Source organism: Microbacterium plantarum, from assembly GCF_035231185.1.
GTDB classification, from domain to species: Bacteria; Actinomycetota; Actinomycetes; order Actinomycetales; family Microbacteriaceae; genus Microbacterium; species Microbacterium plantarum.
On record NZ_CP141117.1, the window covers coordinates 2,755,818 to 2,770,279 of the forward strand.

The 14,462-nt window shown below is 70.4% G+C and carries 12 protein-coding genes; 8 read left to right on the forward strand and 4 right to left on the reverse strand.

The features are described 5' to 3' along the window. The first annotated feature begins 44 nt into the window (after positions 1–44). The 8 genes from VC184_RS13345 to VC184_RS13380 all read left to right on the forward strand — a co-directional run bounded on the left by VC184_RS13345 (position 45) and on the right by VC184_RS13380 (position 10,761). Positions 45–1,025, forward strand: coding sequence for an ABC transporter substrate-binding protein (locus tag VC184_RS13345; protein WP_114587640.1), 981 nt, complete (start codon positions 45–47; stop codon positions 1,023–1,025). Between the two features lie 61 nt (positions 1,026–1,086). Next, positions 1,087–2,604, forward strand: a complete 1,518-nt coding sequence (locus VC184_RS13350) for a sugar ABC transporter ATP-binding protein (RefSeq protein WP_240309640.1) — start codon at positions 1,087–1,089, stop codon at positions 2,602–2,604. Continuing rightward, a complete protein-coding gene (locus tag VC184_RS13355) occupies positions 2,601–3,644 on the forward strand; it encodes an ABC transporter permease (RefSeq protein WP_112617864.1) in 1,044 nt (347 codons plus the stop codon). The genes VC184_RS13350 and VC184_RS13355 overlap by 4 nt, the downstream gene beginning before the upstream one ends. Further along, positions 3,641–4,660 (forward strand): ABC transporter permease subunit, encoded by a 1,020-nt coding sequence (locus VC184_RS13360; RefSeq protein WP_274179375.1) that lies wholly within the window; start codon positions 3,641–3,643, stop codon positions 4,658–4,660. The genes VC184_RS13355 and VC184_RS13360 overlap by 4 nt, the downstream gene beginning before the upstream one ends. A 46-nt stretch (positions 4,661–4,706) precedes the next feature. After that, on the forward strand, positions 4,707–6,251 hold the full coding sequence (locus tag VC184_RS13365; RefSeq protein WP_407667143.1) for a sugar ABC transporter ATP-binding protein: 1,545 nt from the start codon (positions 4,707–4,709) through the stop codon (positions 6,249–6,251). Then, a complete protein-coding gene (locus VC184_RS13370) occupies positions 6,244–7,257 on the forward strand; it encodes a LacI family DNA-binding transcriptional regulator (RefSeq protein WP_274179377.1) in 1,014 nt (337 codons plus the stop codon). The genes VC184_RS13365 and VC184_RS13370 overlap by 8 nt, the downstream gene beginning before the upstream one ends. A 47-nt stretch (positions 7,258–7,304) precedes the next feature. Further along, a complete protein-coding gene (locus VC184_RS13375) occupies positions 7,305–8,195 on the forward strand; it encodes a hypothetical protein (RefSeq protein ID WP_323986550.1) in 891 nt (296 codons plus the stop codon). Positions 8,196–8,250: 55 nt separating this feature from the next. After that, positions 8,251–10,761, forward strand: a complete 2,511-nt coding sequence (locus VC184_RS13380) for a DUF2156 domain-containing protein (protein WP_323986552.1) — start codon at positions 8,251–8,253, stop codon at positions 10,759–10,761. A gap of 15 nt (positions 10,762–10,776) precedes the next feature. Here VC184_RS13380 and VC184_RS13385 read toward each other — a convergent pair whose 3' ends face one another. The 4 genes from VC184_RS13385 to VC184_RS13400 all read right to left on the reverse strand — a co-directional run bounded on the left by VC184_RS13385 (position 10,777) and on the right by VC184_RS13400 (position 14,299). After that, entirely contained in the window at positions 10,777–12,081 is a 1,305-nt protein-coding gene (locus VC184_RS13385; RefSeq protein WP_323986553.1) for an alpha/beta hydrolase, read from the reverse strand. A gap of 152 nt (positions 12,082–12,233) precedes the next feature. Beyond that, positions 12,234–12,749, reverse strand: a complete 516-nt coding sequence (locus VC184_RS13390) for an ASCH domain-containing protein (protein WP_323986555.1) — start codon at positions 12,747–12,749, stop codon at positions 12,234–12,236. A 25-nt stretch (positions 12,750–12,774) separates the two neighbouring features. After that, on the reverse strand, positions 12,775–13,797 hold the full coding sequence (locus tag VC184_RS13395; protein ID WP_323986557.1) for an SDR family oxidoreductase: 1,023 nt from the start codon (positions 13,795–13,797) through the stop codon (positions 12,775–12,777). A 133-nt stretch (positions 13,798–13,930) separates the two neighbouring features. After that, the gene (locus tag VC184_RS13400) at positions 13,931–14,299 is read right to left on the reverse strand and encodes a hypothetical protein (protein WP_112617855.1); all 369 of its coding nucleotides are present in this window, start codon (positions 14,297–14,299) and stop codon (positions 13,931–13,933) included. Positions 14,300–14,462 lie beyond the last annotated feature (163 nt).

Below are 14,462 nucleotides of genomic sequence, written 5' to 3' on the forward strand. Positions count from 1 at the left end.
TCAGAGATCCGGCGACGCCGCCGGACGAAACGAGGAGGTTTCCGATGTCCCAGGTGAAGTCCGTCGTCACCGCGATCGCCATGCTCGGCGTCGTTGCGCTCAGCGCCACGGCGTGCGCGAGCTCCAGCTCCCCCGGTGCGTCCGGCGGCGACGACGTCATCACGGTCGGGTTCGCCCAGACCGGCTCCGAGAGCGGATGGCGCAGCGCCAACACCGAGTCGATCAAGGAGGCGTTCTCGGCTGAGAACGGCTTCGACCTGATCTTCAACGCCGCCGACAACAAGCCCGAGGCGCAGATCGCCGCGGTGCGCAGCTTCATCAACCAGGGCGTCGACGCGATCGTCCTGGCCCCCATCGTCAGCGACGGCTGGGACGACGTGCTGAAGGAGGCGAAGGATGCCGGAATCCCCGTCATCCTCGAAGACCGCACGGTCTCGGCATCCGAGGACCTCTACGCCAGCTGGATCGGGCTCGACTTCGAGCAGGAGGGCAAGACCGCCGGCGAGTGGGTCGCCGAGAACTTCGGCTCGAAGCCGACGAACATGGTGATCCTGGAGGGGACGACCGGATCGTCCGCCGCGACCGACCGGCAGACCGGCTTCGACGCCGCCGTGGCCGGCACCGACATCACGGTGCTGGACTCGCAGACCGGCAACTTCACCCGCGCCGAGGGCAAGACCGTGATGGAGGGCTTCCTGCAGAAGTTCGGCTCCGAGATCAACGTGCTCTTCGCTCACAACGACGACATGGGTCTCGGTGCCCTCGACGCCATCAAGGCGGCGGGCATGAAGCCGGGCACCGACATCCAGATCGTGACGATCGATGCGGTCAAGGACGGCATGACCGCTCTCGCGAACGGCGAGTTCAACTTCATCGTCGAGTGCAACCCGCTGCTCGGCGAGAAGACGGCCGAGGTCGTGAAGTCCGTCGTCGCGGGCGAGTCGGTCGACAAGACCTACATCGTCGAGGACCAGAGCTTCACGCAGGAGCAGGCGAAGGAAGTCCTGGACAGCCGCCCCTACTGATCCGCCACCCCTTCCAGAAAGCGGGTCGATGATGACCACGGAACGCCCCGTCGCAGTCGCCATGCGCGGAATCACCATCCAGTTCCCCGGCGTGAAGGCACTCGATGCCGTCGATCTCACGCTCTACGGCGGTGAGATCCACTCCCTCATGGGAGAGAACGGCGCCGGCAAGTCCACACTCATCAAGGCACTCACGGGCGTCTACGCGATCGACAGCGGCAGCATCGTCGTCGACGGACGCGAGCGCTCGTTCCGCAGCACCGCCGACGCGCAGGCCGCGGGGATCTCGACGGTCTATCAAGAGGTGAACCTCTGCGCCAACCTCTCGGTCGCCGAGAACGTGATGCTCGGCAACGAGGTGCGCCGCGCCGGACGCATCGACTGGCGCGCAACGCACGAGGCGGCCGCCGGACACCTCGCGGAGCTCGGTCTCGACGTCGACACACACTCCGTGCTGGCCAGCCACTCGATCGCGGTGCAGCAGCTCGTCGCGATCAGCCGGTCGATGGTCATCGACACGCGGGTCCTCATCCTGGACGAGCCCACGTCGAGCCTCGACCGCGGCGAGGTCGAGCAGCTTTTCGCCGTCATGCGGCGCCTCCGCGACCGCGGCGTCGCCATCCTGTTCGTCTCGCACTTCCTCGACCAGATCTACGAGATCTCCGACCGTCTCACGGTGCTGCGCAACGGCGGGCTCGTCGGGGAGTACCCCATCGCCGAGCTCGGACGCGAGGCCCTCGTGGCGCGCATGATCGGACGCGAGCTGAGCGCCCTCGACGCCCTGTCGTCGACCGCTGAACGCGAGATCGACCGCGACGCCGTCCCGGTTCTGCGTGCCCGCGGCGTCGGACGCCGCGGCGTCATCGAGGCGTCCGATCTCGATGTGCACCGCGGAGAGGTCGTCGGGATCGCGGGCCTGCTCGGCTCGGGCCGCACCGAACTGGCGCGCCTGCTCGCCGGCGCAGATCGATCGGATGCCGGCTCCGTCGAGGTCGACGGCGTCCCTACCCGTCTGACCACCCCGCGTCACGCACTCGATCACGGCATCGCGTTCTCCTCGGAGGACCGCCGATCCGAGGGCATCATCGCGGACCTCACCGTCGCCGAAAACATCGTGCTCGGCGTGCAGGCGCGGCGCGGCGCGCTGCGCCGGGTCCCGCAGAGCGAACGCGACGCACTCGTGGCCGAGTACCTCGAGGCCCTCGGCGTCCGCCCCGCCGACCCGAACGCCCTCGTGCGCAACCTCTCGGGAGGCAACCAGCAGAAGGTGCTGCTGGCGCGATGGCTGGCCACCGCGCCCGAACTGCTCATCCTCGACGAGCCCACCCGCGGAATCGACGTCGGCGCCAAGGCCGACATCCAGCGCAAGGTCGCCGAGCTCGCGGCTCAGGGCCTCGCCGTCGTCTTCATCTCGTCGGAGCTCGAGGAGGTGCTGCGCATCGCGCAACGCGTCGCCGTTCTGCGCGATCGCCGCAAGATCGGCGAACTCATGACCCAGGATGTGGACGTCGACACACTGGTCGCCTTCATCGCCGAAGGCGACGCCGAGAACCCCTCGGATAAGGAGAAGATCGCGTGAAGAAGCTCATCACGCACCGGCTCGTCTGGCCGGCGCTCGCCCTCGTGGCCTTGATCGCGGTGAACACCGTGTCACGGCCCTCGTTCCTCAGCGTGACGGTGCAGAACGGTCAGCTGTACGGCTCGCTCATCGACATCCTCCGCAACAGCGCTCCGCTCATGCTCGTCGCCCTCGGGATGACGCTCGTGATCGCCACCCGCGGGATCGACCTGTCCGTGGGCGCGATCATGGCCGTGTCGGGCGCCGTCGCCCTCACGATCATCGAGGCATCGCCCGAGCCGGGGAATCTCGGCGTCGTCGCGATCGCGATCGCGGCGGGTGTCGGCACCTCTCTCGTCCTGGGCGCGTGGAACGGTTTCCTGGTCGCGGTGCTCGGCATCCAGCCGATCATCGCCACGCTCGTCCTCATGCTCGCCGGACGCGGTGTCGCTCTGCTCATCACGCGCGGATTCATCACGACGATCAACAGCGAGCCGTACCAGTTCATGGCGCAGGGATACGTGTTCGGCCTGCCGTTCGCCCTGTGCGTCTCGGTCGCCGCGATCATCGTCGTCGCCGTCGTCCAGCGGCGCACCGCCCTCGGGATGCTGACCGAGGCCGTCGGCATCAACCCCGAAGCGAGCCGCCTGGCGGGCGTCCGCTCGCGCGGGATCATCTGGGGCACCTACATCGCCAGCGGCACCCTCGCGGGTATCGCGGGCATTCTCTACAGCTCGAACATCATGGCCGCCGACGCGAACGCGGCGGGGATGTACATCGAGCTCGACGCGATCCTCGCCGTCGTGCTCGGCGGCACGTCGCTCGCGGGCGGCAAGTTCAGCATCGCCGGAACCGTCATCGGCGTCTTCACGATCCAGACCCTCAAGACCACGATCACCTTCCTCGGGGTCCCGCCCGCCGTGAGCCCGGTGTTCATGGCCGGCGCCGTGCTGGTGGTCGTCCTGCTGCAGTCGCGCCGTGTGCGCGGCTGGTTCACCTCCGGTGCCCGCCCCGCGGCCCGCGCCGTCTCCGCCCGCTCCGACGCGAAGGTGCTGTCATGACATCGCTCACCGCTGCCCCCCGCGCGCACGAGCGCGCCCTGACCCCGTGGCGCCGCTTCCTCAGCCGCCACATCGCCCTCGTGCCGGTGTTCGCCGCCGCCGTGATCCTCGTCGTGATGATCGCGGGCGCCATGATCAACTTCCCGAACTTCCAGCTGCCCCGCATCCTGTCGTCGATCCTGCTCGACAACGCCTACCTCCTGGTGCTCGCTGTCGGCATGACCTTCGTGATCCTCACCGGCGGCATCGATCTGTCGGTCGGCGCCGTGATGGCTTTCACCGGCATCCTGTGCGCGAGGCTGCTGTCGGAGGGAGTGCCCGTCGCCGTCGCAGTGCCGGCGATGATCGTGATCGGCGGCGCGATCGGCCTGCTGATCGGCGTGCTGGTGCAGTTCTTCGACGTCCAGCCCTTCATCGCCTCGCTCATCGGGATGTTCCTCGCGCGCGGCCTCGCCTTCGTGGTCAGCCTGGAGTCGATCAAGGTCGCCGACGAAGGCCTGCTGTGGCTGCAGTCGACCCGCCTCTCGGTCGGCGGCTGGTACATCACGCCCACCGGCATCCTGGCCCTGCTCACGGTCGTGCTGGCCGCGCTCGTGCTGCGCTACACGCGCTTCGGTCGCACCGTGTACGCGATCGGCGGCAGCGAGCAGTCGGCGCGCCTCATGGGCCTGCCGGTCGTGCGCACCCGCCTGCTGGTGTACGTCATCAGCGGCGTGTGCGCGGGGATCGCAGGCATCGTGCTCACGGCCTACTCGGGCGCGGGCTATCCCCTCAACGGCGTCGGCACCGAGCTCGACACGATCGCCGCGGTCGTGATCGGCGGCACCCTCCTCACGGGAGGCAGCGGGTTCGTCGTCGGGTCGCTCATCGGCGTCTTCGTCTACGGGCTCATCCGCACGATCATCTCGTTCCTGGGCGCCGAGCAGTCGTGGACGCGGATCACGGTGGGCGCGCTGCTGCTCGTGTTCGTCGTGGTGCAGCGGGTGATCGTCAGCCGATCCGCGACGCGGCGGTGACGGCCCGCCGCGCCGCGGCAGCGCGGCGGGGCATCGGGGCGGCATGATGGTGCGCATGGATCCCGAGGCGGCGCCGACGCTCGAGGTGCGCGGCGCCGACGTGCGCTTCGGCCCCGAGCAGGCGCTCGCGAACGTCGATCTGCGGCTGTTCGCGGGCGAGGTGCACTCGCTGATGGGCGAGAACGGCGCCGGGAAGTCGACGCTCATCAAGGCGATCACCGGCGCGCTCCGCCTGGACGCCGGCGAGATCCTGCTCGACGGCGCACCGGTGCACCTCGCTCGCCCCGCGGACGCGCTCGCGGCGGGCATCTCGACCGTCTACCAGGAGATCGACCTGCTGCCGAACCTCACGGTCGCCGAGAACGTCTCGCTCGGACGCGAACCGCGCCGGTTCGGGCTGATCGACCATGCCGAGATGCGGCGCCGCGCCGCTTCGGCGCTCGAGTCCCTCGGGGTCTCGATCGACCCGGGTTCGCTGCTGTCGTCGCACTCGCTCGCCGTGCAGCAGCTGGTGGCAATCGCGCGCGCGGTCTCGGGATCGAACCTGCGGGTGCTCGTGCTCGACGAGCCGACCTCGAGCCTCGACGCCGACGAGGTCGCCGAGCTGTTCCGCGTCGTCCGCGAGCTGACCGCTCGCGGGATCGCGGTGCTGTTCGTGTCTCACTTCCTCGACCAGGTCTACGAGTTGTGCGACCGGGTCACCGTGCTGCGCGGCGGCCGCTTCGTCGGCGAGTACTCCACCACCGAGCTCCTGCGCGTCGAGCTCGTCGAGAAGATGCTCGGCGACTCCGCAGCCCGCCTCGCCGCGATCGACGACGACATCGCGCCGCTGAGCGACGGGCCGGTCGTGCTGTCGGCCCGGGGAGCACGGTCGAGCCGCACGCGACATGCGTTCGACCTCGAGCTCGCCGAGGGCGAAGTCATCGGGTTCGCCGGCCTGCTGGGTTCCGGACGCACGGAGTTCGCCCGCGCGCTGACGGGCGTGGACGGCCTCGACGAGGGCACGGTGCTCCTCGACGGCACCCCGCTCGGGGGCCACGGCCCGCGGTCGGCGATCGGGCGGGGTGTCGTCTACTCGTCGGAGAACCGCCGCACCGACGGTGTGCTGGGCGACCTCAGCGTGCTCGAGAACATCACGCTCGCCCTGCAGGCGCAGCGCGGCATCCTGCGCCCCGTGGGCGCCGCCCGCGCGCGCGAGCTCGCCCGCAGCTGGATCGAGGCCCTCAACATCCGACCCGCCGACATCGACCGCCCGGTCCGGGAGCTCTCCGGCGGCAACCAGCAGAAGGTCCTGCTCGCGCGGCTGCTGGCCCTGTCTCCCCGCGTGGTCGTGCTCGACGAGCCCACGCGGGGCATCGACGTGGGCGCGAAGGCCGAGGTGCAGCGCCTGGTCGGAGAGCTCGCCGACAACGGCGTCTCGGTGGTCTACATCTCGGCCGAGCTCGACGAGGTGCTGCGGGTCTCGCACACCATCGCGGTCGTCCGCGACGGCCGCATCGCCCACGTCGTACCGGCCGCGGATCTCAGCTCCGACCTGCTGATCGCCCTCGTGGCGCGCGCCGACGACAAGACCGAAGAGGCCGATGACTGACGCGCGCACGCCCCGGGCAGCGAACATCTTCGACGTCGCGAGACTCGCCGGTGTCTCTCATCAGACGGTGTCGCGGGTGCTCAACGACATGCCGAACGTCCGGCCCGCCACACGCGAGCGGGTCGAGAAGGCGATCGCGCAGCTGCGCTACAGCCCCTCTCCCGCGGCGCGGGCGCTCGTGACCCGCCGCACCCGGACGATCGGTCTGATCACGCCGGGGACGGTGCAGTTCGGGCCGACCTCCGTCGCGACCCACTTCAACTTCGCCGCGCGCTCGGAACGCTACAACGTCGATGCGATCAGCTCGCCGGAGAGCGACGTCGCCGCCGTGCGGTCGGCGATCGACGGCCTGCTGCGCCAGCGCGTCGACGCGATCGTCCTCATCGTGGTCGACCTCGACGTGCTCGCGGCCATCCAGGGGCTCGAGCTCGACATCCCGCTGGTCGCCGTCGCCGCCACCAGCCGGCCGCATCCGCAGCTCGTGTCGATCGACCAGTACCGGGGTGCGCGGAGCGCCGTGCGCCACCTCGCCGAGAGCGGTCACCGCCGCATCCACCACATCGCGGGCCCCGCCCGCAATCCCGACGCCGCCGAGCGCGTGCGCGGGTGGCGCGACGAGCTCGTCGCGAGGCGGCTCGACATCCCGCCGCTCACCTACGGCGACTGGTCGGCTGCGAGCGGGTTCGGCATCGCGATCGAGAGCGACATCGCCGCGGGTGACGGCATCTTCGTGAGCAACGACCACATGGCGATCGGAGTACTGTCGGCGCTGCGCGAACGCGGTCTGCGGGTGCCCGAGGACGTCGGCATCGTCGGATTCGACAACGTGCCCGAAGCGGCGTTCCTCCATCCCGCGCTCACGACGGTCGAGCAGGACTTCCCGGCCCTGGGGGCCCTGATCATGCAGAAGGTCCTGCTCGTGGTGGAGCAGCCCGATGTCGTCACCGAGGCCACCCCGCTGCCGACCCGCCTCATCGTCCGGCAGTCGTCGGTGTCGGACGGCTGAGCGCCGCTCCCAGCGTTCTCGTGACCGGGTGCGGCACGATCGTTCCCATGGCCTCTCGATCCCGGATGCGGCGGCGCCGTCGCCGGATCGGGATCGCGGCTGTGCTCGTTCTCGTCCCCGCACTGCTCGTCACCGTCATCGTCGCGATCGGGGTGACGGCGTCGAATCTCTCGGCGCTCCCCGGCGCGCAGCCGCAGCCGGCCGAGGAGCCGCGGGAGCTCCCGCCGAACGTCGGTGACATCGATCCCGGGAACCTCATCGACGACGCCCTGTTCTTCGATCACGACGCGCTCTCAGCCGCCGAGATCCAGGCGTTCCTCGACGATCGGATCGGCGAGTGCGCCAATGACGCGTGCCTGAACGTCGCCACCGCGGGGATCTCGTCGCGTGAGGCTCGGGTCTCGCAACGCACCGGCGACGTCATCTGCCGCGCGATCGAGGGGGGTGAGCTGCCGGTCGCGGAGATCATCCACCGGGTGCAGGAGGCCTGCGGGATCTCGGCCCGCGTCATCCTCGTCACCCTGCAGAAGGAGCAGTCGCTGGTCGAGGGCCGCGCCGCCCGGGCGCCCACGGACGGACGGTTGCGGGCGGCGATGGGGGCGAGTTGTCCCGACACCGCTCCCTGCGACCCGCAGTACGAGGGCGTGGGCGCGCAGATCGTCGCGGGGGCGACCGACCTGGCCTCGTACCGCGCTTCCGGCTTCATGCGCCAGCCCGGCACGCACTTCATCGCCTTCCACCCCGACCCCGCGTGCGGGGGGACGGATGTCGCGATCGAGAACGACGCGACGGCGGCGCTGTACAACTACACGCCCTACCAGCCCGACCCGGCGGCGATGTCGGCGGGGTGGGGCCCGGGCGGCCCGTGCTCGTCGTACGGCAACCGCAACTTCGCCTACTACTTCGCGCTGTGGTTCGGCTCCGTGCGAGCCGGATAAGCGTGAGCTGTGCGTGGACTCTGTGCCCACAGGCGGAGCCACTATCGTGCGTCAGGTGACGCCACCCCTGCGCGACCTGCGTACCTTCGCCACGAGCGCGCGCTCGTGGCTGCGCCATCGACCGGTGACGCTGCTGATCGCGGCCTTGACGATCGGACTCAGCGTCGCGGGGATGATCTTCCAGCCGATCGACTGGGGCTTCATCCCGGTCGACGACGCCGACCCGGCGGGCACCGCGGTGCGTCACTGGTGGAGCTCGCTCACCTCGCTCTTCGTCGTGGAGACGGTGCCGGCGCTCGTCGCGTTCGTCGTCCTCGTGATCCTCGTCGTCGGCGCGGCGGAGCGCGCGATGGGAAGCCTGCGGACCGCGATCGCGTACGTCGTCGGCGGGGTCGCGGCGTCGTTCCTCGGGTTCGCGATCGATCTGTTCGAGCAGACCTACCTCGCCGGCATCCCGTTGAACGCACCCGCCGTCGACGTCTTCTCCCCCACCGCCCCGCTGCTGGCGACGGCGATGGCGGCGAGCGCCTTCTTCGGGACGATCTGGCGCCGCCGCACGAGACTGCTGGCGCTCTTCTCCGCCATCACGCTCTACCTCTACTCCGGCGGCGCGAACGATCTGTTCTCGCTCCTCGCGGTTCCCGTCGGCTTCGCGCTCGGCTTCGCACTGGGGGGCCGCGTCCGCGGCTTCCGGCTGGTGCGCAGCTCGTACTACGAGAAGCGCGTCCTGCTGGCCGCCATCGTCGCGATCACCGCGATCGGCCCGGTCGTGGCGACCGCGTCGGGCTCGGGCGCCGGGCTGCTGTCGATCTACGGGTACCTCTCCATCGATCCGCTGAGCGTGGTGGACGGTCGGGTGTGCGCCTTCGGTTCGCCCGGCGCGCCGTGCCCCGACGACTTCTCCTCGATCGCCGACCTGCAGGGCTGGTCGAGTGTCGTGGCGCTGCTGCCGCTGATCGTCCTGCTGCTCGCGGCCTGGGGCATCCGGGGCGGGCGGCGCATCGCGCTCGCGGTCGCGGTCGCCATCAATCTCGCGATCTTCGCGGGGATGGTCTACACCTTCCTCGTGATCGAGCCCGACACGGTCGCCGCGATCGGCGCCGCCGTCGACCCCGAGACCGCCGACTTCGTCTGGCAGACGCTCACGGGCGTCATCGTCGGGGCGATCGTGCCGCTGGCCGTGGCGGTCGTGCTGATCGCGTTCCGCGGGGCTGCGCGTGTCTCGACGGCCGCTACGGCCAAGCGCACGTTCGCCCTCACCGTGGCGATCGGCACCGCCCTGACGCTCGCTGCCTCCTTCGTCGGGACGCTCCTCCTCGCCGGCGGTTTCCGTCCGGCGATCGACGCCGTGATGGTGCTGCGGGCGCTGCCGCTGCGCCTCGTGCCGCCGACCCTCATCCCCTCCGACATCGTCGAGTTCGTGCCCGAGTCGGCCGCCGCGCAGGCACTGTGGTACCTGCCGTCGCTGGTGTTCTGGATGCTGCTGATCGTGGCGGTCGCTCGGGTGCTCCTGAATCCGCGCACCGTGCTCGACGCACCCGACCGCCTGCGCGCCCGGGGCGTGCTCGAGCGGGGCGGGGGCGACACGCTGTCGTTCATGTCGACCTGGCGCGGCAACTCGTACTGGTTCGCTCCCGACGCGGACGCTGCGATCGCCTACCGCGTGCGCGGCACCATCGCGGTGACCCTCGGCGGCCCCTTCGGCCCCGATCACGACCGCCCCGACGTCGTGTCGAACTTCGTGGAGTTCTGCGGAGCCCACGGCTGGACGGCGGTGTTCTACAGCGTCGACGCACGCGAGGGCAGCATCTTCGATCACCTCGGCTGGCAGCGGATGCCGGTCGCCGAGGAAGCCGTGCTCCACCTGCCCGACTGGAACACGGCCGGTAAGAAGCGCCAGGACATCCGCACCGCCACCAACCGCGCATCCCGCTCGGGCATCACCGCGGTGTGGACCTCATGGCGCGAGCTCACCGCGGGCCAGCACGCCCAGATCCGCGAGATCTCCGAGGGCTGGGTCGCCGACCGGTCGCTGCCCGAGATGGAGTTCACCCTCGGCGGTGTCGACGAGCTCGACGACCCGGCGGTGCGCATCATGATGGCGGTCCACGAGAGCGGCCGGATCGAAGCGGTCACGAGCTGGCTGCCGATGTTCGAGCACGGCACGGTGACCGGATACACCCTCGACTTCATGCGCCGGCGGGGCGATGCGATGAACGGGATCATGGAGTTCGTGATCGGCGCCGCCGCCGACCGGATGAAGGGCGACGGGCTGACGCTCCTCAGCCTGTCCGGGTCGCCGCTCGCCTCGACGCAGCTCGGTGACGACGCCGCCCGCACCAATGTCGCGCGACTGCTCGACCTGCTGGGCGGGCTGCTCGAGCCGGCCTACGGGTTCCGGTCGCTGCTGAACTTCAAGCGCAAGTTCCAGCCCGAGTTCGTGCCGCTGTGGGCCGTGTACCCCGACCCGGCGATGCTCCCCGCGCTGGGGGTCGCGCTCACCCGCTGCTACCTGCCCACGCTGACCCTGTCGCAGGCGGTGCGCATGGCGGGCGCGCTGCGCTAGCCGCGGCTCAGCGGTTCAGCGGCCCAGGCCCCAGTGGTCCGCGATGATGGGCAGCCCCTGCTGGAAGACGTACGACCACGATGTCGCGTCGTGGGCGCTCCCCTGTGCCTCGACGTAGGTGGCATCCATTCCGGCGGCCTGCGCCGCCTGGTAGATCCGCTGCACACCCGGGAGGAAGCCGGCGTCGTTGCTTCCCACCCCGAACACCGCCGTCATGTTGCGGTACGGGGCGTGGGCGGCCATGATCGCGGCGGGCTTGGCCGCCTCGTACGCGGCCCGGTCACCGCCGAAGCCCTGCGCGATGGTGGTCGCCTCGTCGCCGAGCGAGGGGAACTCCTCACCCGAGGCGTCGAGGATCGCGCTGAAGAGCTCGGGATGGGCGGCCCCGAGCTGGATCGAGCAGGTGCCGCCCTGCGAGAGCCCGCCGATCCCCCAGAAGTCGGGGGCGTCCAGGACCGGCAGGTTGGCCTTGATCCACGTCGGCACGTCGACCGTCAGGTAGGTGGCCGACTTCCCGAGCGGCGAGTCGATGCACATCGGGTTGGCGTCGGGTGAGCCCAGCTGGTCGGGCGAGACGATGATCGGGGCCAGACCATCGTGCGCCGCGGCGTAGGCGTCGAGCGATTGCTGCAGGTGCGCCGCGATCAGCGGGTCCTGGGGCTGCCCCGGCTGCCCCGAGAGCACGATGAGTACCGGCAGCAGCGGCGGGTTGTCGGTGAGCGCTGCGGGCGGGCGATAGATGACGGCCGGGCGGGCGGCGAACCCGGAGGCCGTGGCCGGGATGGTGACCGTGCCGACCTCGCCCATCGACGGCATTCCGTCGGGGGCGGTCCAGTCCGCGATCGTCGGACGGTCGGCGCCGCTGTCGAGAGAGGGCAGCTCGGCAGCACCGAACGCGGGCAGCCCGAGCGCGAGACGGACGGTCGGGTACTGGCCGAACGCGATGTTCACGCCCATGGCGGCGGTCGTCGCGAAGAGCACGATCGCGAGCGGCGCCGCGACAGCACGGCGCCACGTCGGCCGCCACAGCGAGGCGAGGGCGACTCCGATGGCGGCGAATCCGAGTGCGACCCACATCCGTGAATCGGCGGTGAGGACGACGCCGAACAGGTTGTAGTGATCCGCCAGCAGCCACGTCAGCGCCATCCCGAACAGACCCGCGGCGACGGCCGCCGCCGCAGCGGTCAGCGTCCACCGGCGACGCTGCCAGCGCCGGCTGGGTCGCAGCACGACGAGCGACACGAACGCGAGGGCGGCGAGGATGCACGTGATCACCACGGCCGGTCCGGAGAGGATGTTGATGTCGAGCAGCCAGTTCACATCGACCTCCCGAGGGTCGCGTCGAGCCGGGATGGCGCGGCGGGCTCACCGACCCGTCCACAGCGTAAACCGGACCGCGTGCTCGACCCCGCGCGCGGTCCGGTTTTCGCGGCGGTTTCATCAGGTCGGAGATGGCCGCGACGCGGTCGGGCTCAGTCGGCGTGCTCGGGCGGCCAGACGACCGAGAACCGCTCGAAGACGATGTCCTCGTCCTCCGACCACTCCGCCCCGCGGGCGGCGGCGACGCGCGTCCAGTAGCGCCGGTGCTCGCGCTGCCAGCTCTCGAGCGACAGGTCGTCCTCGCCCTCGTCGGCGGCGAACGCGGCATCCGCGCTCGTAAACGACCCCAGGCGCAGTTCGGTCGTGCGGATGATGATGCGCGGAGCGCCGGTGCTGTCGCAGGCGATCCAGTGCGATCCGATCCGCGGGATCAGATCGCCGCGGGCGACGAAGTCGGCGACGAGCTCGGCGGTGGCGCGCTTGCCGCCGGCGAGAACGATGCCGAGCAGCTCATCGGCCAGGCGCGCATTGTCGCCGAAGTGTTCGACGGTGTACTCGGGTGCAGCGAGCACGGCCTCGGGGTGCGCCGTCCGGTACTGCTCCCACATCTCGGCCGCGGCGGCTTCATCGAGGGGCAGGGCACGGGATGATCCGCTGTATTCGCTCATCCCGCGATCCTCGCACCCGCCGGTCTCAGCGCCGCCGCGTCACCGCCCTCGCGCCGGCGATCAGGCCGACGAGCGCCGCGGATGCCGCCGCCGACGCCGCGGTGTACAGCGGGGCGCGGTGACGGATGGCCCAGGTCTGCACGCTTCCGTTCCGCGCACGATCGTCGAAGGCGCCGTGGGCGCCGTGATCACCGGGCACCGGCTCGTAGAGGTTCGGCGCGGTCGTGGCGGCGTCGGATTGCGGGGCGAACTGCCCCTCCCAGGCGTTCTTCGCGAGGTACCAGTCGAGGAAGCGCCCGGCGACGCGGGTGCCGAGGATGAGCCCGACGGTCGACTCCCCCACCCACGTGCGCCGGCGCGGCTTGTCGGCGACGTCGGCGACGGCTCGGGCACCGACCTCGGGCTGGAAGATGGGCGGCACCGGCTGCGGATGCTGCGAGAAGTTCGACTTCACCCATCCGAACTGCGTCGTGTTGAGGGCGGGCATGTCGACGATCGAGACGGCCACGCGGCTCTTCTCGTGTGTGAGCTCGGAGACGACGGAATCGGTGAAGCCGTGGATCGCGTGCTTCGCGCCGCAGTAGGCCGCCTGCAGCGGGATGCCGCGGTGGGCGAGCGCCGACCCGATCTGGATGATGTGTCCGTGGCCCCGGTCGCGCATCCGCCGGAGCGCCGCGCGGGTGCCGTTGACGGTGCCGAGATAGGTGACGGCCGTGGCGCGGTCGAAGTCATCGGCCGAGGTGTCGAGGAACGTGGCGATCGCCCCCGACATGACGTTGTTGACCCAGAGGTCGATCGGGCCGAGGGTGTTCTCGACGTCGGCGGCGGCCCGGTCGACGGCATCCGCGTCGGCCACGTCGACCGACACCGCGTGCGCGCGCCGGCCCGCCGCCTCGATGTCGGCGACAGCGCCGTCGAGGCCGTCACGTCCGCGCGCGAGGACCGCGACGTCCCAGCCGCGGTGCGCGAGCTCACGGACGATGGCTCGGCCGAGGCCCGCGCTTCCCCCGGTGACGACGGCGACTCCGCGCCCGCTCGCTGCAGCCATGACGATCTCCTTCCACCGAGACATCCACGGTGGAAGCTCGCGATCGCGACCATTGTCGGCACGCGAGCGCGCGGGAACGCACCTGTTGCCAGGCAGGGTGCGATGGTCTAGGGAAAGGTCTCGGCGTGCGCGATCAGCGCATGCCCGACATCCGGTCCCACTCGATCGACTTGAACTGCAGGAACGTGCACAGGTTGCCGGCGAAGGCGACCTCGGCGGCAAGACCGGCCATCTGATAGGGCGTCAGGGTGAGGTCGTCGGACCGCGCGGTGAGGGTCGCCTCCCACTCGGGGTCGTCGATCGCCCGCGGCTGCATGTAGACGTCGGCGGGCGCATTCTCGAGGTGCACGATGACGAGTCCGGTGTCGAGCCCGTCCGACCCGTCCTGGATGGCGACCTTGACCGAGACGCCGGGAACTTTCCCCTGTTCGAGGAACTCGGCGACCCATTCCTCCAGGAGGGTCTTGGTCCGCACGGGGACCCGCGGGATGTCATCGCTCATCACGTGGGATTTTGTCATATATCGAACGAGATCGCCCGTCATTTCGGGTTGGATACGACGATGAATCGAACTACCCGTCGCATCCGGGTCTGCCCGGGATTCTCCCGGCCGAGGAGGTGTTACGCTCGGGCGGTTTGACGAGCGCCGACGGCCGGGAGAGAAC